The sequence below is a fragment of the Paenibacillus chungangensis genome (assembly GCF_042675905.1).
In the GTDB taxonomy this organism is placed as follows: Bacteria; Bacillota; Bacilli; order Paenibacillales; family Paenibacillaceae; genus Pristimantibacillus; species Pristimantibacillus chungangensis.
This window is the reverse complement of record NZ_JBHTJZ010000011.1, coordinates 198,793-222,583: the sequence shown is the minus strand read 5'-3', so window position 1 is coordinate 222,583 and position 23,791 is coordinate 198,793. Positions and strand designations below refer to the sequence as shown.

General features: G+C 52.8%; 17 protein-coding genes and 1 riboswitch. Of the genes, 14 read left to right on the top strand and 3 right to left on the bottom strand.

All coding sequences use genetic code 11. The annotated features are described in order from the left end of the window. Window positions 1–91 precede the first annotated feature (91 nt). Window positions 92–904 (top strand): YheC/YheD family protein, encoded by an 813-nt coding sequence (locus ACFQ2I_RS10625; protein ID WP_377564122.1) that lies wholly within the window; start codon window positions 92–94, stop codon window positions 902–904. Between the two features lie 72 nt (window positions 905–976). Here the strand turns inward: ACFQ2I_RS10625 and ACFQ2I_RS10620 are convergent, their stop codons facing one another. Next, window positions 977–2,206: an S-layer homology domain-containing protein gene (locus tag ACFQ2I_RS10620; protein WP_377564121.1), complete on the bottom strand. Its 1,230-nt coding sequence runs from the start codon at window positions 2,204–2,206 to the stop codon at window positions 977–979. A 345-nt stretch (window positions 2,207–2,551) separates the two neighbouring features. On the opposite strand from ACFQ2I_RS10620, the gene ACFQ2I_RS10615 reads away from it, so the two are divergent. From ACFQ2I_RS10615 to deoC, 12 genes are all read left to right on the top strand, one after another. Continuing rightward, window positions 2,552–3,127 carry a TetR/AcrR family transcriptional regulator gene (locus ACFQ2I_RS10615; RefSeq protein WP_377564119.1) on the top strand — a complete coding sequence of 192 codons (576 nt, stop codon included), beginning with the start codon at window positions 2,552–2,554 and terminating at the stop codon, window positions 3,125–3,127. A gap of 82 nt (window positions 3,128–3,209) precedes the next feature. Beyond that, the gene (locus ACFQ2I_RS10610) at window positions 3,210–5,234 is read left to right on the top strand and encodes a YhgE/Pip family protein (protein WP_377564118.1); all 2,025 of its coding nucleotides are present in this window, start codon (window positions 3,210–3,212) and stop codon (window positions 5,232–5,234) included. A 186-nt stretch (window positions 5,235–5,420) separates the two neighbouring features. After that, the gene (locus tag ACFQ2I_RS10605; RefSeq protein WP_377564116.1) at window positions 5,421–6,539 is read left to right on the top strand and encodes an ABC transporter ATP-binding protein; all 1,119 of its coding nucleotides are present in this window, start codon (window positions 5,421–5,423) and stop codon (window positions 6,537–6,539) included. Beyond that, entirely contained in the window at window positions 6,529–7,347 is an 819-nt protein-coding gene (locus ACFQ2I_RS10600) for an ABC transporter permease (protein ID WP_377564115.1), read from the top strand. The genes ACFQ2I_RS10605 and ACFQ2I_RS10600 overlap by 11 nt, the downstream gene beginning before the upstream one ends. Next, window positions 7,334–8,140 carry an ABC transporter permease gene (locus ACFQ2I_RS10595; RefSeq protein WP_377564113.1) on the top strand — a complete coding sequence of 269 codons (807 nt, stop codon included), beginning with the start codon at window positions 7,334–7,336 and terminating at the stop codon, window positions 8,138–8,140. The genes ACFQ2I_RS10600 and ACFQ2I_RS10595 overlap by 14 nt, the downstream gene beginning before the upstream one ends. Further along, a complete protein-coding gene (locus ACFQ2I_RS10590; protein ID WP_377564111.1) occupies window positions 8,137–9,210 on the top strand; it encodes an ABC transporter substrate-binding protein in 1,074 nt (357 codons plus the stop codon). Before ACFQ2I_RS10595 ends, ACFQ2I_RS10590 begins: the two co-directional genes overlap by 4 nt. Before the next feature lie 221 nt (window positions 9,211–9,431). Next, entirely contained in the window at window positions 9,432–10,094 is a 663-nt protein-coding gene (locus ACFQ2I_RS10585; protein WP_377564109.1) for an HAD family hydrolase, read from the top strand. A 217-nt stretch (window positions 10,095–10,311) separates the two neighbouring features. Further along, a complete protein-coding gene (locus tag ACFQ2I_RS10580; RefSeq protein WP_377564108.1) occupies window positions 10,312–11,571 on the top strand; it encodes a Glu/Leu/Phe/Val family dehydrogenase in 1,260 nt (419 codons plus the stop codon). A 36-nt stretch (window positions 11,572–11,607) separates the two neighbouring features. Further along, a complete protein-coding gene (locus tag ACFQ2I_RS10575) occupies window positions 11,608–12,585 on the top strand; it encodes a diaminopimelate dehydrogenase (RefSeq protein WP_377564105.1) in 978 nt (325 codons plus the stop codon). A 596-nt stretch (window positions 12,586–13,181) separates the two neighbouring features. After that, complete coding sequence (locus tag ACFQ2I_RS10570) at window positions 13,182–14,906, top strand: ABC transporter ATP-binding protein (RefSeq protein WP_377564103.1); 1,725 nt, start codon at window positions 13,182–13,184, stop codon at window positions 14,904–14,906. A 74-nt stretch (window positions 14,907–14,980) separates the two neighbouring features. Next, window positions 14,981–15,154: riboswitch (cyclic di-AMP (ydaO/yuaA leader) on the top strand. Between the two features lie 188 nt (window positions 15,155–15,342). Beyond that, window positions 15,343–16,458: a KamA family radical SAM protein gene (locus tag ACFQ2I_RS10565; protein WP_377564102.1), complete on the top strand. Its 1,116-nt coding sequence runs from the start codon at window positions 15,343–15,345 to the stop codon at window positions 16,456–16,458. A gap of 109 nt (window positions 16,459–16,567) precedes the next feature. Next, window positions 16,568–17,257, top strand: a complete 690-nt coding sequence (deoC, locus tag ACFQ2I_RS10560; RefSeq protein ID WP_377564100.1) for a deoxyribose-phosphate aldolase — start codon at window positions 16,568–16,570, stop codon at window positions 17,255–17,257. A 183-nt stretch (window positions 17,258–17,440) separates the two neighbouring features. Here deoC and ACFQ2I_RS10555 read toward each other — a convergent pair whose 3' ends face one another. Both ACFQ2I_RS10555 and ACFQ2I_RS10550 read right to left on the bottom strand, forming a co-directional pair. Further along, complete coding sequence (locus ACFQ2I_RS10555; RefSeq protein WP_377564254.1) at window positions 17,441–18,322, bottom strand: aldose epimerase family protein; 882 nt, start codon at window positions 18,320–18,322, stop codon at window positions 17,441–17,443. Between the two features lie 128 nt (window positions 18,323–18,450). After that, window positions 18,451–19,629 (bottom strand): peptidylprolyl isomerase, encoded by a 1,179-nt coding sequence (locus ACFQ2I_RS10550; RefSeq protein ID WP_377564099.1) that lies wholly within the window; start codon window positions 19,627–19,629, stop codon window positions 18,451–18,453. A gap of 235 nt (window positions 19,630–19,864) precedes the next feature. Between ACFQ2I_RS10550 and ACFQ2I_RS10545 the strand changes: the two genes are divergently transcribed. Further along, entirely contained in the window at window positions 19,865–23,737 is a 3,873-nt protein-coding gene (locus ACFQ2I_RS10545) for a response regulator (protein WP_377564252.1), read from the top strand. Window positions 23,738–23,791: the final 54 nt, after the last annotated feature.

Genomic DNA, 23,791 nt, shown 5'->3' with positions numbered 1-23,791 from the left:
TACAGCGAATTTTCTATTCTTTCGTATAGTAATAGTAGGGAAGTCTCATAGAGATACCAGTCTAGCGAAGAGAGGAGATTAGATGAGGAGCATGGCGAAGTCGAGTGTGAAATCAAGCGGCGTCTACCGGATTGCGGACAAGTGGGCCAAAACGAATGTCATGCTGACTGATGAAGGCTTGCGTTCATATATCCCTGTTACAAAAAAGCTGAGCAAGCAGATGTTATCTACTATGCTGGAAAAGCACGGGATGGTCTATGTGAAGCCGGCATTCGGTTCGCTGGGAAAAGGCGTCATGAGGGTCGAGCGACTGTCGGGCGATCCTTCATCCGGGTATATCTATCAGTTGGGCGGCGAGCGCAAGACCTTCCAGAGCTTCCAGCCGCTCTATCGATCTATTATGAAGGATGCAGGCGGCAGAGTGTATTTAGTGCAGAGAGGGATACATGTATTGACTTATAACGGCAGGCCGTTCGACCTTCGTCTCGTTGTCCAGCAATCGCCAAGCGGTGGCTGGGAAGTGACAGGAACGGTAGCCCGTGTAGCCCATCCCGGGAAAATCGTTACTAATGGAAGCCAAGGCGGCACGATTGTACCGGTGGAACAAGCGCTGCAAGGATATGGGAATCCTCTTCAGCGAATCAAGCTGATGAGACAACTGGAGCGAATAGGCGTGAGTACGATGCGGAAGCTTCATCGCCGCTATCCCGGGCTGCGTGAGCTCGGCCTTGATATTGCGCTTGATCAGGGGCTGAAGCCTTGGATTCTGGAAGTGAATACGACGCCGGATCATTGTCCGTTCGCCATCTTGCGAGATCAGACGATGATTACCCGTATTGTGCATTATGGCAGCCAATATGGCCGCAAGTACCGGCTGAACTGCTTCAAGGCGCAGAGGGGGTAAGGTTCGATCGGGAGAGCGGACTTAATAGTAACATAAGAGCAGTCCCTGCTCATACGGGACTGCTCCTGCCATTCAAGCTTTCTTCGCGATGGAGAAAACGACTGTGTCGCCGTCGATCATAATCTGAACGGTATCCTTACCGATAAAGGCTTGCTCGGATTCAGGGATTTCACCTTTCTCGACACGATTGCACACATTGGCGAACAGCTCACGGAATGCGCTGGCGTTGTAGCCGAACAGTCCGTTCGCGAAGCCGTCGACGACCTCCTGATTGCGTGCAAGCGCTCCTTCTCTTAGCGAGATTGTCACGCCATATGTATTGTATTGCGGGTCTAACCAGATCGCAGCTTCTTCACGAGGGGAGGTTGATCCGGACGGCCTGTTCTGAACGCTGTCCTTCTCCGTCCGATCGCGATACAGGCGCAAGGTCGTGCCGTACAGATCGTGATTGCTGCCACGCAGCTCGCTGATGACTGTCAACGTCTCATAGGCGTCCCACATTATTTGATCGGGGAAGACGATTATTTTGTTGCCGCCCTCGGCTGTAGGAACGATTCGCTCCAGATTGTCTGGCGACACTTCGATGGCGATGCGCTTCGTCTTGTCCCGCAGTCGCTGGAGGATGACGAGCGCTTCTGCACGGGTTACTTGCTCGCCTACGCCGAAGAAGCCGCTGGGGTAGCCTTCCATAATCCCTTTCACAAGCGTCTCGGCGATGAAGCGCTGTTCTCTCTCCGAAGCGCTTATGATATCGCCGTAGGCTTCCGCCATACGTTGGCCGAATCGGCTATCTTCAAGAAATTCGGTTTCTTGAAGCGTATAATAGATAATTTCAGCTACATTCTCACGCTTCATGTCCGCCTGGAAATCGGCATAGCGCTCCTTGTTCATAAAGTGCAGGTCGCTGGCGATATCGATAAAGTCCTTCGCCCAATAGCCGACGGTGTTCGGCTTGAAGCTGAAGTAACGGTAATCCTGCTTTATAATGGCTTGATTCTCGAGGCTGAGCGCATCCAGAAATCCCTTGTTCCAGCTGCGCGAGCCGTTCTCGTGGAGCTCGCTGTAGGAGAGAATAAGCATTTTGACGAATTGATCGACTTTCACAGGGTCGTTCGGCCGGAACGTTCCGTCCGGATATCCATTCAGTATGCCCTTGCCCACCATCTCCTGTATCGTATCCCTTGCCCAGTGCTCGTCAATATCGTGGAAAGCTGCCGCATCTGACGAAGCTGCAGCGGCAGAGAGGCCGAGCGACGACAGAAGCAGGGCGATGCTAATCGTGAATAAGGCCCATCGTTTCATGTGAATATTTTCCTCCTTATATGGATATAATCCGACATTCTCTAGATAACCATAACTAGTAATGAATGAGAATGGGCTATATGATGCAACTATATCAGGGGATAAGGTCCTAATTCCAATGGTGAAGGCGGGATGCAAGTTATACGAGCATGGCGATGAATGGTTCTTTTCTCTCGGTGGAGGGCGCGGTTGGGGGTCTGGGGTCACGAGTGTGGCCGCGCCTCATGTCAGCGACTTACTATTGATTTTCCCTCGTGAGACGTGTTACTATTTTTTTGGACGAATTGACCGCAATGGTATTGTGGTCATTCAGTTCGTGACGCGATAGAGTCGGGAGGTGGCAAGATGGCTGTTGATCGCAAGCAGCAAGTGATGGAGGCAGCGGCGAGATCGTTCGCTTTATTCGGATATAAGGCTACGACGATGGACGGCGTGGCCAAGATCGCAGGCGTCGGGAAAGGAACGATCTATACGTTCTTCGCGAATAAAGAAGAGCTGTTCCAGCATATTATGAACGCGATGCTGCAGGAGATGAAGCGAGTCGCCGAGCATGCGTATGACGAGCGGTTGACGTTCTTCGACAATCTGCACATTGTTCTGGAGCGGCTGCTGGAATTCAGGGAGCAACATGAGCTGGCCTTGAAGCTGTCGCAGGAGGTTCGGGAGATCGGCACGCCGGTGGCGGTCGAAGCACTGCAGCAGATGGAGAGAACGGTCGTGAGCTATATTGCGAATCAGGTGGCTGTCGCGGTAGAGCGGGGGATGATCAAGCCGTGCGACCCAGAGATGACGGCATTCATTATGCTGAAGCTGTACATGGCGCTTACGGTGGAATGGAAGTTAAAGCATGAGCCTCTGGAAGAGAAGCGGGTTGCGCAATATATGCGGTTTTATTTGGAGCAGGGCTTGGCGCCGGAATGAAAGGTGCCGTTTTTTTCTGAAATAATCGACCAAAAAACTAAATTAGTCAACTAGTGCTATATAAGGGATAGGAGTGAAAGCTATGAAGTTAAGAGGAATGAGGCAATTCGGCCACGAGCTGGCTGCAATTGTTCGCAACAAGAAGGTGCTGATCCCGGTTATTGCGGTGCTGCTGATTCCGGTCATGTATGCCGGTATGTTCCTGGGGGCGTTCTGGGATCCTTACGCCAAGCTACAGGATTTGCCCGTCGCTGTCGTTAATTCCGATGTCGGCACGGAGCTGAATGGTGAGAAGGTGCATATCGGGAAGGAGTTCGAAGAGCAGCTTCGCGAGAACGAAGTGTTCCGATGGGACTTCGTCACCAGGGATGAAGCGCTGGAGGGTTTGAGGGAGAATCGTTACTATATGGCGATCGAGATTCCGGCGAACTTCTCCGAGAAGACGGCATCTCTTACATCGGAGGTGCCCGAGCCGGCCAAGCTGATCTATCTGCCGAACGAAAGCTTTAACTTCCTCGCCGCCCAGATCGGCAATACGGCTGTGGAGCAGATGAAGGGAATGCTTAATAAGGAAGTGACGGAAGCTTATACAGAGACGGTATTCGACAAGCTGCAGGAAGCGGCCGACGGTATCGTTGCGGCGAGTGAAGGGGCGAGCCAGATTGCCGACGGTACATCGAAGGCGAAGGATGGCGCCCAGCTGCTGATGCAAAATCTGAACAAGCTGTCGATCGGCACCACTTCATTGACGGAAGGAACGGCGAAGCTGAACGATGCCGGCAAGCAGCTGCACGGCGGCGCGGCCGAGCTGAATGCGGGAGTCAGCCAGCTGGCTGACGGGCTCGGACAATTGTCAGCTGCAGGCGGGAAGCTGGCGGAAGGAGTCTCCGGAGCCAGACAAGCGGCTTCGGAGCTTGAAGATGGTCTACAGACATCGGCAGATGGCACGGCGCAGCTGAATGCTGGCGTGAAGCAATTGATCGCCGGGCTGGAAGGAGTGGCCGCTTCCAATGAAGAGCTGGCGGCCAGTGAGCAGTTCGCTTCGCTGTTGGCAGCGGGCAAGGAGCTGTCAGCGAAAGTATCCGCAGCGGCAGCGGGACAGGATCAGCTGCATGCCGGTGCAGAGCAGCTGGCGAGAGGATTGGATGAGCTGCAAGCGGGAGCGGGCACGCTGCAGCAGAAGCTGGCTGGCGCGCAGCAAGGCGCGGCTGGTCTGGCGGAGGGAAGCGGCAAGCTGGAGGCCGGCTCTCAGGAGCTGTCCGCAGGTCTGCAGAAGCTGAATGACTCTGCCGCATCGCTGTCCTCCGGCTCCAGACAGCTGGAGAACGGAGCGTCGGAGATCGCCACGGGACTGCTTGAGCTGGACAATGGCTCGCATGAGTTGTCGTCGAAGCTGAGTGACGCTTCTAAGGAGACGGCCGACATGGCGCTGTCCGAGGAGCAGAGCGATATGTTCGCTGATCCGATTCGGCTGGAGGTTGACCGCATGACGGAAGTGCCGAACTACGGTACAGGCTTTGCGCCGTACTTCCTGTCGCTTGGCTTGTTCGTAGGCGCCTTGCTGATTACGATTGTTTATTCCGTGCGCGAGCCGGTCATTAAGCCGGACAACGGCTGGAGCTGGTTCTGGAGCAAGTCGCTGACGCTTGTAGCGGTCGGCGCGCTACAGGCGCTCATTGCAGATGCTGCGCTGCTGCTGGTGCTGAAGCTTGAGGTGCAGAACTTGCCATCGTTCCTTCTGTTCTCCATTATCAGCAGCATTACGTTCATGATGCTGACCCAGTTCTTCGTCACCTTCATGGGGAATCCGGGCCGCTTCGTCGCTATCGTCATTCTCATTCTGCAGCTGACGAGCTCGGCGGGCACGTTCCCGATGGAGCTGACGCCGAACTGGCTGCAGAAGGTGACGCCTTGGCTGCCGATGACGTATTCCGTCGCGGGGCTGAAGGATGTCATCTCCGGCGGCGACATCAGTCGGATGTGGGACGATGCGGGCATGCTTGGTCTATTCTCCTTGCTGTTCGCAGTATTGACGATGGCTTATCTGATGATCAGCCATCGCCGCGAGCATGCAGCAGCAGAGCAGGCTAACCCGACAACGGCATAATGAGAGACAAGGGCGGAAGCGCCGGGAATCGTTCCCTGCCGCTTCCGCTCTTCGGCGTAATGTAAGCAAGCTGGCGACGGATTCATTAGGGGAAATATGGGGATGATGAAACAAAGCAGATGTGATAAGATGGTTAAGTTTGTGATTAGTAAGGGCAATAGAAGCAGGGGTAAAGGAGAAGGCGGAATGTCGGAAAGCAAAGGAAATACCATTATACAATTCCAGCATGTGACCAAGCGTTACGATGCGCGCGAGCCTGCCGTGCTCAATGATGTAAGCCTCGAGCTGGAACGTGGCAAATTTTATACGCTGCTGGGACCGTCCGGCTGCGGCAAGACGACGATATTGCGTCTGATTGCAGGATTTACGGAGCCTTCGGAAGGGCATATTTACTTCAACGGGGAGCTTATCAATGAAGTGCCCGCCAACGAACGGCAGGTCAATACGGTGTTCCAGGACTATGCGCTGTTCCCTCACTTGAACGTGTTCGAGAATGTAGCGTTCGGGCTGCGGATCAAGAAGCTGAAGGAGCCCGTCATTCGGCAGAAAGTGGAGGAGTCGCTTCGCTTCGTTAATCTCAAGGGGTATGAGAATCGCGAAATAACAGAAATGTCAGGCGGACAGCGCCAGCGCGTCGCTATTGCCCGTGCGATCGTCAACGAGCCGGAAATATTGCTGCTGGACGAGCCGTTGTCTGCGCTTGACCTGAAGCTGCGAACAGAGATGCAATATGAACTTCGCGAGCTTCAGCGACGTCTGGGCATTACGTTCGTCTTCGTCACGCATGATCAAGAAGAAGCGCTTGCCATGTCCGATGAGATCTTCGTGCTGAATGAAGGTCGCATCCAGCAGTCCGGCACGCCGAACGATATTTATGACGAGCCAATTAACCGGTTCGTAGCCGACTTCATCGGGGAGTCCAACATCGTCAAGGCGCGCATGCTGCGGGATTTTCAGGTGGAGATCGCGGGCAAGGTGTACGAATGCGTCGATCAAGGGCTGAATCCCAATGAAGCGGTCGATGTCGTCATCCGTCCGGAGGATCTGGAGATCGTGCCGCCGGAGCAAGGCAAGCTGCAAGTGCGAGTCGATACGCAGCTGTTCAGGGGCGTGCATTACGAGATAAGCTGCTATGACGACTCCGGTAACGAGTGGCTTGTTCATTCCACGCGCAAGGCGACGGTAGGCGAGCGGATCGGACTGCGATTCGACCCGGAAGCGATTCACGTCATGCGGCTCGGAGAGACGGAGGAGGAGTTCGACAGACGTCTTGAATCTTATGAGGAGCATGATGATGGAGAATAGAAGCCGCGCTTTGTACCTCATTCCATATATGCTGTGGATGGTCGTCTTCGTCGTCGCCCCCATTGTGCTTATCGCCTACTATTCCTTCTTTGATGTGGAAGGTTCATTTACGCTCGGCAACTACGCCAAGTTTTTTACGCCCGTATATTTGAAAATGACGGCAAGCTCATTCTGGTATGCGTTCCTCATTACCTTATTTGCACTCTTGATCGCGTATCCCACGGCTTATCTGCTGACGAAGACGAAGCATAAGGAGTTGTGGCTGCTGCTCATCATTTTGCCCAGCTGGATCAATCTGCTGTTGAAGGCGTACGCTTTCATCGGACTGTTCGGTACATACGGCTTGGTGAATAGCTTGCTGGAGGTGACAGGCATCGGAGGCAGGCAAATTCTGTTCACGGATTTCAGCTTCGTATTCGTATCTGTGTACATCTTCATTCCGTTCATGGTACTGCCTATCTACAATGCGCTGGAGAAGCTGAATCCTACCCTCCTCTATGCTGCGAAGGATCTGGGCGCTTCGTCATGGACGGCATTCAAGCGCGTCATCTTCCCGCTCACAATCGGCGGTGTGAAGGCAGGGTGCATGGCTGTGTTCATTCCTGCTCTGTCGCTGTTCATGATTACCCGGCTGATTGCAGGCAATCGGGTTATTACGCTGGGAACGGCGATTGAACAGCATTTTCTGGTGACGCAGGACTGGGGAATGGGCGCTACGATCGCTGTATTCCTTATTATCGCGATGGCGCTGATCATGGTGCTAACGGGGAATCGGAAGCGAGGGTTGATCGACATTGTCAAAAAATAAATGGAAGCTGTCCCGCTTCTATCTGATTGCTGTATTTATCATCCTGTACGCGCCGATCTTCTATCTGATGGTATATTCGTTCAACAGCGGCGGGACAATGCACAGCTTCGAAGGCTTCACCGGGGAGCATTATGCAGAAGTGTTCCAGGATACGCGGCTGCTTATCATCGTGCTCAATACGTTCGTCATTGCGCTGCTGTCAGCTTCCGTCTCTACGATTATAGGCGTTCTGGGGGCTATCGCCATATTCTATATGCGCAGGTACCGTCCGAAGCAGACGTTGCTGACGCTGAATAATGTGCTGATCGTCAGTCCGGACGTCATCATCGGCGCTTCCTTTCTGATCCTGTTCACGATAGTGGGCATTCAATTGGGCTTCGTCTCAGTATTGCTGTCGCATATCGCGTTCAGCGTGCCGATCGTCGTCATTATGGTGCTGCCCAAGCTGGAGGAAATGAGCCCATCCTTGATCGATGCTGCCCGCGATCTGGGAGCAGGAACGCTGCAGGTACTGACGAAGGTGGTGCTGCCTTCTATCAGCCCCGGTATTTTTGCAGGGTTCTTCATGGCATTAACGTATTCCATGGATGACTTCGCGGTCACGTTCTTCGTCACAGGCAACGGCTTCTCCACGCTGTCCGTCGAGATCTACTCACGGGCGCGGCAAGGGGTGTCGCTGTCTATTAACGCGCTGTCCACGCTGATCTTCTTGTTCACGATACTGCTGGTGATCGGTTATTACTTCATTAACAAGCGCAATAACCGTCTGGAAGGGAAGGGGGCTGGAGCATGAGTAAGCTGCTGAAGGCGCTGCTACTGGTAATCGGCACGGCGATTGCGCTCATGTATGTGACGGCCTACTTGAACTCGAGCGAGGGTTATACAGGCGACAATACGCTGACGATCTATAATTGGGGGGATTATATCGATCCCGAGCTGATCGATCGCTTCGAGCAAGAGAGCGGGATCAAGGTCATCTATCAGACGTTCGATTCCAACGAGGCGATGATGACGAAGATTAGCCAGGGAGGTACGACGTTCGATGTCAGCGTGCCTTCCGAATACGCCATCAGCCGCATGAAGGAAGACGGGCTGCTGCTGCGGCTGGACCATGCCAAGCTGCCGAACCTGAAGCATATTGACGACCGGTTCATGGATCTCAGCTTCGATAAGGGCAATGCCTATTCCGTTCCGTACTTCTGGGGGACGGTCGGTATCGTCTATAATCCGGAGCTAGTCGGAGAGCTGGACTTCCTGAGCTGGAACGATCTGTGGGACGCTTCGCTCCGCAACGATATTCTGCTGCTGGACGGAGCGCGCGAGGTAATGGGAATGGGGCTGAACAGTCTCGGCTATTCTCTGAACGATACGGACAAGGCACATCTGCAGGAGGCGCTTCGCAAGCTGTCGGAGCTGACTCCCAATGTGAAGGCAATCGTCGGCGACGAGATCAAGATGCTGCTGGCCGGCGAGGAAGCGGCCGTCGGACTTGTCTGGTCCGGTGATGCGTCGGAGATTATGAGCGATAACGAGAAGCTGGATTACGTCGTGCCGCGCGAAGGGTCCAATCTATGGTTCGACAACATGGTCATTCCGAAGACGGCTCGCAATATCGATGGGGCCCATCAATTCATCAACTTTATGCTGTCGCCCGATGTTGCGGCGCAGAATGCCGAATATGTGGGGTATTCCACGCCCAATCATTCTGCGCTTGCACTGCTGCCGGAGGAGATTGCCGGCGATGAACGGTTTTACCCCGACGAGGAGCTGACACGCAGGCTGGAGGTATATGACAATCTCGGTCCACACATGCTGGCGCATTATAATGAGCTGTTCCTGGAATTCAAGATGCACAGGAAATGATTGCGATGAGATATAGAAGAACTTATTGCCGGCTCTATAAGCTTGGAGGAGTGGAGGAGTGAACAATTATTCCCCATTGCAGAGACTGCCTGACCGATAACGGAAGTGCAGTCTTTTTTTGTTCACTAGAGACTGAAGATAAGCTATGATTATAGGATAGGGGGAAGTAGCGGTCTGTTGTTATAAAGAGCCACAATAGGATCTGAAAGGAGGAAGCGAACATGATAAAAGCAATAATATTTGACTTTGATGGCACAATAATTGATACAGAGACACCATGGTATTACGCGTTTCGCAATGCGTACGAGGAGCATGGGGTGGAATTGTCGCTGGAGCAGTATTCGGAATGTGTCGGAACGAGCCACCATGCATTCAATCCTTATGAATATTTGATGACGGAGCTGAATCTCCCGATCGATAAGGAAGAATTCCACAGGCGCATTCACAACGATCATGCACGGCTGATGGAACAGCAAGGAATCCGCGAGGGCGTGTTAGAATATCTGGAGGCGGCGAAGGCGGCTGGAATGCGCATCGGTCTTGCCTCAAGCTCCAGGCGCAAGTGGATTGACAGATATCTGTCACAGCTGAAGTTGGCGGATTGCTTCGAAGTGATCTGCACTGCGGACGATGTCGATCAGGTGAAGCCGGACCCGGCACTATATAAGATGGCAGTAAAGGGACTTGGCGTAAAACCAGAGGAAGCAGTTGCGATAGAGGATTCTCCGAACGGGGCCAAAGCTGCTGTAGCGGCGGGACTGGCCTGTATTATCGTGCCCAACGCACTTACGAATCTGCTGCAATTTGATGAGGCGGAGCGCTGCAAGTATGGCCAATCCTTAATGGATATTGATTTTAACGAAGTGGCGGCAGGCCGATTTTAACGCTTGCTCTCTTTCCTTGATCAATGATTGCCAGGCCTTGTGTGAAGTTACATGACATGTAAACTATGAATTTTTCGTTACAGTTGAATGGACTTTTTTATGAAGAACTTGCATTTTTTCGATAATAAAATCTTTAAAAATGCTTTATTGTCGGTTAGAATCAAAAAAGCGGCTAATAATTGGAGTCGAAAACTAGAATCGAAAGGTAGAATGAAGGATGACAGTAACAACTATGCAAGAAACATTGAATCCCTATGAAATTGCCCAACAGCAGGTAGATACTGCTGCGAAGCTGTTGAATCTGCCGGAGCACATTACACACATCTTGAAAAATCCTAAACGTGTCCTCTCCGTCAGCTTCTCCGTGAAGATGGACGACGGCTCTGTGCGGGTATTCCAAGGATACCGTGCGCAGCATAATGATGCTGTCGGTCCGACAAAAGGAGGCATTCGCTTCCATCCCGACGTCACGCTTGACGAGGTCAAAGCGCTCTCCATGTGGATGAGCTTCAAGTGCGGCGTAGTGGGCCTGCCGTATGGCGGAGGCAAAGGCGGCGTTATATGTAACCCGCGCGAGCACAGCAAGGCAGAAGTAGAACGGATTAGTCGCGGCTTCATGGAAGCTATCGCTGACTTCGTGGGGCCGGACAAGGATATTCCTGCTCCAGACGTGTACACAAATGCGCAGACGATGGGCTGGATGATGGACACTTACAGCCGAATGAAAGGTGTATATTCGCCAGGCGTCATTACAGGGAAGCCGCTTATTATTGGCGGTTCCAAAGGTCGGAATGAAGCTACGGCGCAAGGCTGCGTATATACGATTCTCGCAGCTCTTGAAGATATGGACATTCCAGCTGACACAGCAACGGTTGCGGTTCAAGGCTTCGGCAATGCGGGCCGGATTGCCGCTAGATTGCTGGCGGAGGCAGGCTGCAAAGTAGTAGCGGTAAGCGACTCCAAGGGCGGCGTCTATCAACCAGACGGACTTGATGTTGCCGTGCTTGAAGAGCTGAAGGATAATGCTTCGATCGCGGATTACAGCGGGGCGCAGCAGATCTCGAATGAAGCGCTGCTTGAGCTGGACGTTGATATTCTGGTGCCGGCTGCTCTGGAGAATGTCATTACCTCCAGTAATGCCAAGCGGATTAAAGCCAAGCTGGTTGCGGAAGCGGCGAACGGACCAACGACGCCAGAAGCGGATCGCGTCCTGTCGGAGAAGGGCATCATCGTCATTCCGGACGTGTTGGCCAATGCGGGCGGCGTAACCGTTTCGTACTTCGAATGGGTGCAGAACTTGCAGCATTTCTATTGGAGCGAGGAAGAAGTGCTGGAGAAGCTGCAGGGAAATATGATACGGTCTTATCAAGCTGTGCGCGATCTGGCAGCGCAGTTCGAAGTAGATCTGAGGACGGCTGCGTATATGATCGCCATGAAGCGTATTGCTGCTGCGATGGAAGCGAGAGGCTGGGTGTAGCGTCGACAATACTTTAGAGAAAAGGTGTGTGACAGCATGAAGGAGCAGATCCGTATTGGGATCGTCGGGTATGGCAATTTGGGCCGAGGCGTCGAGCTTGCCATCCGTCAGAATCCGGATATGAAGCTGGATGCCGTATTTACGCGTAGAGACCCTTCCACGATTCCTTCCGAGGCGAAGGTATATCCGATTGAGGATGCTGAGAAGTTCAAAAATGATATCGATGTGATGATCTTGTGCGGCGGTTCCGCGACAGACTTGCCGGAGCAAGGTCCGCAGTTCGCTTCTATGTTCAACATTGTAGACAGCTTCGATACGCACGCGAAAATTCCGGAATACTTCGAAGACGTGGATCGTGTGGCGCGTGAGCATGGTCATGTCGGCGTTATCTCCACAGGCTGGGACCCGGGCTTATTCTCCATGAATCGCCTGCTTGCGGAAGCTATTCTGCCTGAAGGCAATGAATATACGTTCTGGGGCAAGGGCGTCAGTCAAGGACATTCCGATGCCATTCGACGGGTGAAAGGCGTGAAGTATGGCGTTCAGTATACGATTCCTAGCGAAGCGGCTGTGAATCGTGTACGCGCCGGAGAGAACCCTGAGCTGAGCACAAGAGAGAAGCACATTCGTTCTTGCTATGTTGTGGCAGAAGAAGGGGCTGATCTGGCAGCGCTGGAGCAAGAAATCGTATCCATGCCGAACTACTTCGCGGACTATGATACGACTGTGGAGTTCATTAGCGAAGAGGAAATGAAGAAGAATCATTCCTCTATGCCGCATGGCGGCATGGTGCTTCGCAGTGGCAAGACTGGCGAGAATACGACGCAGATCATCGAGTTCGGCTTGAAGCTGGAAAGTAATCCGCAGTTCACGGCAAGCGTCCTGGTCGCATATGCTCGCGCGGCGCATCGCTTGTCCCGGGAAGGACAAGCGGGTGCCAAGACGGTGTTCGATATTCCGCTCGGCCACTTGTCTCCGAAGTCTGCTTACGATCTTCGCAAGGAATTGCTGTAGATTTTATCCGTTATAACCATAGTTATGAAGTACCGTTCCCCCAGTGTGCCATTGGGAGCGGTACTTCTTTTGCTATATGAGTGTTTATAACATTACGAAGTGGGATTGTCTTCCCCCTTGTTTAGGCGATGTAGCCTCGGTTGGAGGGTTGAAAGTGTCCGAATGGTGGGCTGTTCCGCTTGGCGAGGTAGTGTGCGTTTATGCAGGTAAGGAGTGTGCTAAGTGGATTTCGTGCAGTTGTTGCATCCGAAATCGTTATTGTGTCGTCGAACAGATGGAATTAGTACAGTTGAATGATGTGAAATAGCACAATTTTCTTGTGAATGGTCGGATTAATGACATAAAATCCAGTTGATTGTGTCCGAGTGGAGTCAATCCAAGAAATTAAGGGCATTAAATCCAGTAAGTAGATACATATTGAATCAGTCAGAGGATATCTAATCAGTGAGTGGATATGTGATACGAGGTATTTTTCTGTTAAAAGCTAAAGCTTGGATTGACAGCAACCTCACAATTGTATACCATTCTATTGATAACCATTATCAACACTTGTCGGTTAATTCGACAGAACACAGAAGAGAGAAGAGGAGCAAAGAATGCTGCGACGATTTTTTTCTTATTATAAACCGCATAAGAGATTGTTCCTGCTGGACTTCTTCAGCGCGGTGCTGCTTGCGATACTGGAGCTTGTATTTCCGGTCGCAGTCGGATATGTGATCAGAGAGCTGTTGCCGAACGGCGATTGGGGGATCATCGTTGCTGCTTGTGCCGTGTTGCTCGTCATATATGCCATTAATACGGTGCTTACCTTTGTCGTCAACTACTGGGGACATATACTTGGCATCAATATCGAGACGGAGATGAGGCGGCGGCTGTTCAATCATATTCAGAAGATGTCCTTCCGCTTCTTCGACAACAATAAGACAGGTCATCTGTTGTCCCGCATGACCAACGACCTGTTCGAGATCGGCGAGGTGGCTCATCACGGTCCGGAGGATATGTTTATTGCCATCATGACGTTGCTTGGCGCGCTTGGCATCATGGTCTATATTAACCCCGAGCTTGCACTGCTCACCTTTGCTATTGTGCCACTTATCTTGTGGTTGGTGTTGTTTTTCAACAAGAAAATGACGGTTGCGGTTCAGAGGCTGCTGAAGGATATGGCGGATTTCAACGAAAGGGTAGAAGATACGGTGGGCGGCATTCGCGTCGTACAATCGTTCGCTAACGAGAAGTATGAAAGAGGTCTGTTCATGGAAAGTAATCTGCGCTTCCGCCTGGCGAAGATTCTATCCTACAAAATTATAAGCATGAACAATTCCATCACCTATATGCTAATGAGACTTGTATCGCTGTTCGCCCTCTTGGCGGGCGCCTATTATGTGCTGCAGAAAGGAATGAACTACGGCGATTTTTTCACCTTCCTGCTGCTGACGAACATATTCTTCAAGCCGATTGAGAAAATTAATGCCGTTATCGAGAGTTATCCAAAAGGCATTGCCGGATTTAAACGCTACATGGAGCTGATGGATACGAAGCCGGACATTGTAGACGCTCCCGGCGCCATAGCAGTCGATCAGTTGAGAGGCGATATTCAATATCGCAACGTGACGTTCGGTTATGAAGGCGAAGCGAAAGTGCTTCGGGGCATCAATCTGACGATAAAAGCCGGAGAAACAGTTGCCTTCGTTGGGCCGTCCGGTGCGGGCAAGACGACGCTGTGCAGCTTGCTGCCTCGTTTCTATGAGCTAGACGAGGGAAGCATCTCGGTGGACGGCTATGATATTCAAGAGATGAAGCTGGAGTCGCTGCGCAGAGGGATTGGCATTGTTCAGCAGGATGTATTCATGTTCGGAGGCACGATACGTGACAATATCGCCTACGGCAAGCTGGATGCCAGCGACGAGGAAGTATGGGCTGCGGCGCGCCGTGCGCAGCTTGAGAGCTTTATCAGCGAACAGCCGCAAGGACTTGAGACGGTGGTGGGGGAGCGAGGCGTCAAGCTGTCCGGCGGTCAGAAGCAGCGTCTGGCGATCGCCAGAATGTTCCTGAAGAATCCACCGATTCTAATTTTGGATGAAGCGACTTCCGCGCTGGATACCGAGACGGAAGCGGCGATTCAGCAGTCGCTGGCCGAGCTGTCCGCAGGGCGTACGACACTGGTCATTGCCCATCGACTTGCCACGATCAAAAATGCGGATAGAATTGTCGTGGTCACAGAGGATGGCATTAGCGAGCAAGGCCGTCACGATGAATTGGTTGCGGCGGGCGGTATTTACAGCCGTCTGCATGCGGCACAATTTGCCACTGCTGCGCACTGATCGACTTGTTAAAACATTGTGAATGCTGTTGAATCGCGTTCGGAGCAGTTGACGTCTGTCAAATGTTGACTTACACTGGAATAGCGCTTAATTTCCAATGCTAGGCATTGGAAAGCGGGGGAACCAATTGTTGCGAAGCTGCCTGGCAGCTACGCACGGGGCGAATAGATGGAGCGGCAGCGCTCGTCTTAGGGGACCATCTTACCCGAGTCCGTCAGCTAACCTCGTCGGCAGTGGATGGGTCACAAGCATAGTGAATCGTGAATACGTTTGATCTGACCCTGGTGCATCAAGGGCGGATTCGGACAGGATGAACCTGCCCGCTCCGCTTCAAGATGCTCGGACCGCTTGCGTCCGAATGCTGGGGTCATTTTTTGTGGGGATCGGTACCATCCACTGGCATAACGCGCAGACCAAATTCTGAGGAGGAGTTGGAATGCCGCAGCCTAAATACATTATGAAGCTGGACAAGATTGCAGAAATTCCAGAACGCGAGCGGGAACTGCTAAAGCCAATTACGGAGAAGTTCGCGTTCAGGGTGAACGATTATTACTTGTCGCTGATCGACTGGAATGATCCCGACGATCCGATCCGCAAGCTCGTTATTCCGAACGAAGGCGAGCTGATGGAATATGGCAAGTGGGATGCTTCGGACGAGGAGGCCAATTATGTCGTGCCGGGCTGCCAGCATAAGTACCGGACGACGGCGCTGCTCATCGTATCGGAAGTATGCGGGGCTTATTGCCGTTACTGCTTCCGCAAGCGGCTGTTCCGTAATGACGTGAAAGAAGCCGTCTCTAATGTGGAACCGGGTCTCGCTTACATTGAAGAGCATCCGGAGATTAACAACGTGCTGCTGACGGGGGGAGATAGCCTGATTCTGGGCACGCCGAAGCTGCGATCCATTATCGAACGGCTGCGCAGCATCGATCATGTGAAGATTATCCGTCTGGGCAGCAAGATTCCCGTATTCAATCCAATGCGCATCTATGAGGATGAAGCACTGCTGCAGCTCATCTCTGAATTCTCCACCCCGGAGAAGCGAATCTATGTCATGGCGCATATCAATCACCCCAGGGAGATTACAGAGGAGGCCAAGCGCGGCTTCGAAGCGTTACATAAGGCAGGGGCGATCGTCGTGAACCAGACGCCGATCATACGGGGCATTAACGACGATCCCGAAGTGCTGGCTGAGCTGCTGGATCAGCTGTCATGGGCGGGCGTGACGCCGTATTACTTCTTCATTAATCGACCGGTCGCAGGTAATCGCGACTTTGTCGTGTCGCTGGAGAGGGCATATCAGGTAGTTGAGGAAGCGAAGGCCAGGACGAGCGGTCTCGGCAAGCGAGTCAGACTGTCTATGAGCCATTCCTCCGGCAAGATTGAGATATTGGCGATTGCGGGTGGCAAGGCCTACTTGAAGTACCATCAATCGCGGGAAGGACAGTATGGGCAGTTCATGGTGCTGGATTGTCCGAAGGAAGCGGCATGGTTCGACGACTTGCCGGGCAGCGAGCGTTATTGGCAGGCGAAGGAGGAGGTTACGGTCTAGGCAAGTAGACAAAGGCCTGTACGCGTCTGTGATATAATATATTCGTCTGTAGTAAAGACTAGGAAAGCGGAACATATCAGAACAGACAGCAGAACAGGGGGCAATGGCGATGGGGAGCGCATTACAAGCATCGGAGGCTAATATAGCTGCATTGATCGATCATACATTGTTGAAGGCCGACGCTACGGCAATGGAGATTACGAAGTTGTGCGAGGAAGCGCGGGACTATTCATTCGCGACAGTGTGCGTCAATGCTAGCTGGGTGAAGCTTGCGGCGGAACAACTGAAGGGGGGCCCAGTCGGCGTGACGACGGTCGTGGGATTCCCTCTTGGTGCGACAAGCTCGGCGTCCAAGTCGTTCGAAGCGGCTCAAGCAATCACGGACGGTGCGACGGAAGTGGATATGGTGCTCCATATCGGTAAGCTGAAGTCGGGCGATCTGGAGGCGGTAGAGGCCGATATTGCAGCTGTCGCTGAAGTGTGCAAGGGCAAGGCGGTGCTGAAGGTTATACTGGAGACGGGCATGCTGACGGATCAGGAGAAGGTTGCGGCATGTGAGCTATCCAAGCGTGCGGGAGCAGACTTCGTGAAGACGTCGACCGGATTCGGGAAAGGCGGAGCCACGGTAGAGGACATTGCGCTGATGCGAAGCGTGGTGGGGCCGGAGCTTGGCGTGAAGGCGTCAGGAGGCGTTCGTGATCTGAAGACAGCGCAGCAGATGATTGCTGCAGGGGCGACTCGTATCGGCGCCAGCTCCAGCATCGCAATCGTAACCGGAGGTCGAGGCGAAGGGTACTGATGATGGAATACGTATGCTGAATAGGCAAGCTGACGATTTCGATAGACCATCCACAAGTTTGCGTGGATGAAGGTGACGATCACATGCGCTTATCAGGTTCATACAGTATAAGGACAGCCGGGAAGCAGCCGTAAACGGTCGCTCCCCGGCTGTCCGAGTTTATTTATGGTATGCCTTCAGCCGTTATGCCCGGCTAATGATCAGGTTACAGGAGAGCGTCTCTCCCGCTTCCAGCAGGACCAGCTCTTCCTGACGATTCAATTCGCCCGTCTCGGCCATCCATGGCTCTACGCAGATGAAGGGATGGTCAATTACAGACCATAGCACAACATATTTGAAGGGATCGTCATAGCGCATTCGCACCTTCACGCCTTCACGTATCGGGAAGGCGATCTCACGTCGCTCGGCGTCCAGCAGACAGACGGATGCCCCACGATTGTTCAGATCGATCACGCCGGTGTAAGGCTTCACGACATTATCGTTGTAATCCACATAGCGAGTAGCGTCGGTATCATAAGGAATCGACTTGCTTCCCTCGATGGCGAAGTAGGGATGGAACCCTGCGTAGAACGGCATGGCGCCGGAGCCCGCTTGTCCGCAATTGCGGTAGTGCTGGCGGGTATGCAGCTCGCCGCCGACAAGGGCATAGGTGAATTCCAGCTCGTAGTGGAAGGGGTAAGCGGACAGCGACTCCTTGTTGCTCTGCAGGCGCAAAGTTATTGAAGCTTCGCTATTCGTGCTCGTGCTGATCACTTCCCAAGGCGACGTGCGTGCGACGCCATGATTGGCCATCTCATAACGTGTCCCAGCCCACTCGTAGCTTCCATTCTTCAGATGTCCGCAGATCGGGAACAGGATAGGATTGCCTCCCCGGATATTGGCGGTTGGGTGCTCTAATGTCGCCTTATCCAGATAGAAGAGCTCTTCTCCATGCAATTGGCAGCCGATGACGATGCCGCCCCGCTCCGGGCAGACCAGCACTCTGGACGAAGTGCCCGGCTCCTTCAACTCGTATATCGTGTACGTATCCTCATATTGGCTTACTTCGAATTGGCTCACGATCATGACCTCCATTTAAAATAAACTTCTACGTTCTCATTCTGCCCGAAACGGAGCAATGCGTAAAGGGCGGATCGCCGGAAGATACGAGGTATCCTCAAGCAATCCGCCCGAATGGCTAGTATAACGACGTATTATTCCGCCGAAGCTTCGCCGCTTTCACTGCCTGCTGTACCGGAAGCTTCTGATTCAGCTTTCTCCTCAAGCGTATTCGTAATGATGGCTTTCTCGTGCTTCTCCTGCAGCCACGTATTGGTCAGAGGATTAGCTTCCTGGTTGAGCAGCATCGTGCGGATCGCAGCTCTCTTCTCTTCGAAGACCGGCTCCTCAGCCGGCTTGCTGTCCGTCTTCTTAATAATATGATAACCGAAGCTCGACTGGACGATATCGCTCACTTCGTTCACTTCCAGAGCGAAGGCCGCTTCTTCGAATTCCTTCACCATTTGGCCCTTTCCGAAGAAGTTCAGATCGCCGCCGGCAGCAGCCGATCCTTCATCCTTGGATTTCTCCATCGCCAGCTCTGCGAAGTCAGCGCCGCCTTCCAGCGCCGCAACTACCGCTTTCGCCTCATCTTCCGTTTCTACAAGAATGTGGGAAGCGCGGATCTGTTCCGTAGTAGACCAGGTCGCTTTATTCTGATCGAAATATTGCTGCACCTCATCGTCGGTTACTTCAGTCTGCGGCTCCAGCAGCTTGATCAGCAACGTCTGAATGCGCATGTCTTCGCGCAGCTCTTCTTCCGTAATGCCTGCTTGCATCAATTGCATGTCGAACACTTCCTGAGAAGGGAAGCCCAGCTTCAGAGCGTCCAGCTGATTGGTCACGTCATCTTCTGTAATGGTAATACTTGCCGCTTCCGCTTCTTGGCGAATCAGCTCTTCCGTAATCATGTTGTCCAGTGTGGCGGTTCCATAACGCTTCACCATGAATTCGTACAGATCTTCCTTCTTAATATTGGTGCCGTTCACTGTCGCTACATTGCTGTTGTCCACGCCGAACGGCGGCTTTAAGATAACAACGACTAACGCGACAGCCAGCGCTGCGGATAAGAGTATCCATCCCCAAGGGCTCCTCTTGACGACAGTAGTCGGAGCTTCCGCCGTAATGGAAGGTACGGCCGCGATGGCAGCAGCAGCTACCTCGTCTTCCGAATGATGCTTGTCCGTCTCCGTCTCTGTCTCTTGTTCCGACGCGACAGGCTGTTCGGCGGCAGAGGCAGTTTCCTCTTCGTACGTATAACGCTCTTTTTTGACGGACTGCTCGTCCGCTTGATCCCCTTTATTCTCGTTGTTCAGCGAATCCTTGTTATTCATCCTGCAAGCTCCCTTCGAATATACAGTTTCTACATTACTATAACAAATGGTGTTCCAAAAAACCTTAATCTTAAATAAAAAAAGCTTACAGGAAATGTCGAATCTTAGGCAAGCACTTGCTATACTATGAATGACATGGCTGAACGGCGCAATATGGAGAGGCTATTATATATGGTCCAAATGCAAGGAACGGCATAAGGATGAGAGATTAAGAGGGGGATGCTGGTTGAATAAGATGTCGCTCAGAACGAAAGGTCTGCTTCTCATTGTATTAATCTCGTTTATTCCCCTGCTTCTGGCAGGCGTCGGCAACTACTCCGCGGTAAAGCAGTCTCTGTTGCAGTCGGAGAAGGATAAAATGATGAGCCAGCTTCGTAGTCAAAGTAATGATATCGCGGCATGGATGCATATCCGCAAAGCCGAGGTGATGGTGATGAGCAGAACGGATGCGGTGCGCTTCGGCACGGAAGAGCAGAAGCTTGATTACTTCACAAGCGAGATGGATCGCAATGGGTTCCAGTACCATAACATTGGCTATATTGACATGCAGGGCAATGCGTTGCGCAGCGACGGCAAGCGACTGTACCAGGGCTTCGAGTCGTTCTATCATGCGGCGAAGAGGGGCGAGATTCATATGACGGATCCCTATATCCCTACCTTCTTGGATACGCGGCAAGCCATTATTGCCGTGCCGGTATACAATCATTCAGATGTAGTGTCAGGGGTCATCTATGCCTCCATTCGCTACGAATCCTTCCACGAATACTTCGACTTCGATAATTGGCCAGCGCCGGTATTCGTCTATAACGATCAGGGCGAACTTATCTACAGCACAGATCCAGAGCTGCACCCTTCCCGTTCTCTGACGGATCGGGAGTCTCACTTCAGCGACAATGCCAGCCTCATGCTGAGCGGCGAAGGCGGAGAGGTGAAGCTGGCGTCGAGTGGACAGCGTTATGTCGTGTTCTATGCGAAGGTAGCCGGCACGCCTTGGCGGCTAGCGCTTCAGGCGCCGCTGCGGATGCTGGAGGCGCCGCTTGCGCCGGTATTCTGGCGTACGGTGATGACGATCGCCGCATCGGAGATCATTATTGCATTGTTCTTCTATCTCTACTTTGAACGGATCGTGAAGCGTCTGGAAGGCGTGCTGAAAGTAACCGAGCAGGCGGCTTCGGGGCAATTCCAGGCACAGCATCTGGATACTTCTGAGCGGGATGAGATCGGTAAGCTGGCGGGCTCCGTCAACGGGATGATGGAGCATCTGCAGGAAATGTTCGACCGGCTGAACGCAATCATTAATCAGAATCAGTACGCCTTCATCGTGCTGGACGACCAGTATCGCGTCGTTCATATGAATAAAGCTGCCGAGGAAATGCTGGGTTATCAAGCGGAAGAGCTGGTAGGACAAGCGACGCCGCTTGCCTTCATCGATTCGGAGGAATTACGCAAGGAAGCGGAGCGGCTGACGCAGCTGCTGGGCAGAGAAGTGCTGCCCGGGCTGGAGGTGTTCAAGGAGCTGCGTAAAGAGCACTTCTCCTATGAGCGGGAGTGGACCGTTATTCGCAAGGATGGCAAGCGAGTGCCTACGCTTCATAGCTCGAATGGTCTACGCGGCAGCGACGGCAAATTCTCGGGCGTCGTAGGCATGCTTCGGGATATAACGGATCGCAAGCACGTCGAGAAGGCACGCAATCGATTGCTGGATATCGTAGAGTCCGCCAAGGACTTGATTGCTTCTGCCGATATGAAGGGTCGAATTATCTATATGAATCGTGCCGGAAGGGAAATGTTGGGTCTTAGCAATGAAGAACGGACCGTGGAAAGCCTTGCGGTGGAGCATTATGTCGATTCCCAGACGTACGAGCAGCTGCTGGAAGGGGCGAGGCTGGCCAAGGAGTACGGCTATTGGGAGGGCGGCGCGGAGCTGCTTAAGAGGGGCGGCGAGCCGTTGTTCGTATCGATGGTCGTCGTAGCGCATAACGATCCGCTGACGGGCGAGTTGTTCTTCTCCTGCATCGCCAGAGACGTCTCGGAGCAGAAGCTTGTGCAGGAAGAGCTCGTTCGCGCTACGCTGGAGGCGGAAGAGGCGAACAAGACGAAGGGGCGCTTCCTGGCGATGATGAGCCACGAGGTGCGGACGCCGCTTAACGGCATCATTGGCCTGACACAGCTCATGCGCAAGATGGAGCTGACCGAGCTTCAGCGCGATTATATGGACAAGATGGAGACTAGCTCCGAGAGTCTGCTGCGGATCATCAACGATGTGCTGGATTTCTCGAAAATTGAAGCGGGCAAAATTGAAGTAGAACGGCTTCCGTTCCAACTGGAAGAAGTGCTTGAGAAGCTGGCAAACGGACTAAGCGTGTTCATGGGCGGGAAAGAGCAGTTCGAATTCATGATCCGCCAATCCGAACAGCTGAAGTATATGCTAGTAGGAGATGCGATGAGACTGGAGCAGGTGCTGCTTAATCTGTGCATGAACGCGATTAAATTCACCCCGAAGGGGATTGTGAAGCTTGAGATTGATGTGGAAAGCCGCAGTACAGAGACAATCAGCCTCTCCTTCACCGTGGCGGATACGGGAATTGGCATGAACGAAGAGAAACGACGGCGTCTGTTCCAGCCGTTCACACAAGGCGACAGCTCTACGACGAGACAATTCGGGGGGACGGGGCTCGGTCTTGTCATCTCCAAAAATCTGGTAGAGCTCATGGGAGGATCTCTTGAGGTGAACAGCGAGGAGGACGTCGGCAGTGTATTCCGCTTCACGCTTCCATTTGCAATCAGCCCTTATCGCCATGAACAGACCGCTGTCTTGGGCGACATCGGAAGGGAGCAGCCGATATGGGTCGTAGAGGACAATATGCAGATGATGCGCTTCTGGGAAGAGATGCTGGAGCAAGCGGGATTATCCAGTCTGACGTTCAAAGATTGGCATTCTGCGCGTGACCGACTTCGTGACCTGGGGGAAGGAACCAAGCCGCAGCTGCTTGTCATGGACATGGAGATGCCCGATATGTATGGTATCGACACATGGCTGGAATTCCGTCAGGCAGCGGAACAAGCGGCTATCCCGATCATTGCCGTAACGACGACTTATGGCCGGGATGAGTTGCTTCAGTTACAATCGCACCAGCAGCCGATGGCAATACTGATCAAGCCCGTGACGCGATTGGCACTATGCCGTGCGCTGAATGTAGTTTTGGCTAATAAGGAGAAGGACGTTGAGCAGGCAGAGGAAGACAGGAAGATTGCAGTCGTATCGAGAAAATATCAGCCAACTGTTAGAATATTGTTAGCGGAAGATAACAAAATCAATCAACTGGTTGCGGTCGAGCTGCTAAAGGAGCTTGGCTACGAGGTCGGGGTAGCGCAGAATGGCGAGGAAGCGCTGGAATTGCTCGCAGACGGGCAGTGGAATCTGGTGCTGATGGATATTCATATGCCAGTCATGGATGGTACGGAGGCGGTCCGTATCATGAGGAGCAAGAGGAAGTATGACCATATTCCGGTCATTGCCGTAACAGCGAATATGGTGAAGAAGGACCATGAATATTATATCCGGCTTGGTATGCGCGATGTCATCACGAAGCCGTTGTCGCTTGATACGCTGCAGGAGAAGATTAACGTCTGTCTGGATGAGGCAGCCAGCGGCAACAAGCTGTCTATTGCGAACGGCGACGGACTGCTGCCCGGTACATTGTCCTACTATAGCGCTCCCTCCGGCATTCCCTCCTCTCTGGGCGGTATAGCGGGAATGGATGTGGCAAGCGCACTGGAGCGGGTTAACGGAAAAGTGCCGATATTGCTGCATATGATCGGACAATTCAAGATGGATTATGGACGGTTCATGGATCAGCTCCGGCTAAAGCTGGATAACGGCGATTCGCATGCGGCCATACGTATGCTTCATACGCTGAAGGGAGCCGCCGGTTACTTGTCCGCTTATGAGTTGTCGGATGCCGCCGGTGAAGCGGGGAAGTGGCTGAATGGCGAAGCTGGGCTGTCTACCGGAAAGAGCATGCAGGCATTACTCGCGCGGCTGGAGAAGGAACTGACGAAGCTGCTGATTGGATTGAAGGATGTGCCGACCAAATTCGACAAATAGTCTAACATTTTTCTAACAAAATATTGTTCCTTATGTTTAGGTATTGTATAGTAG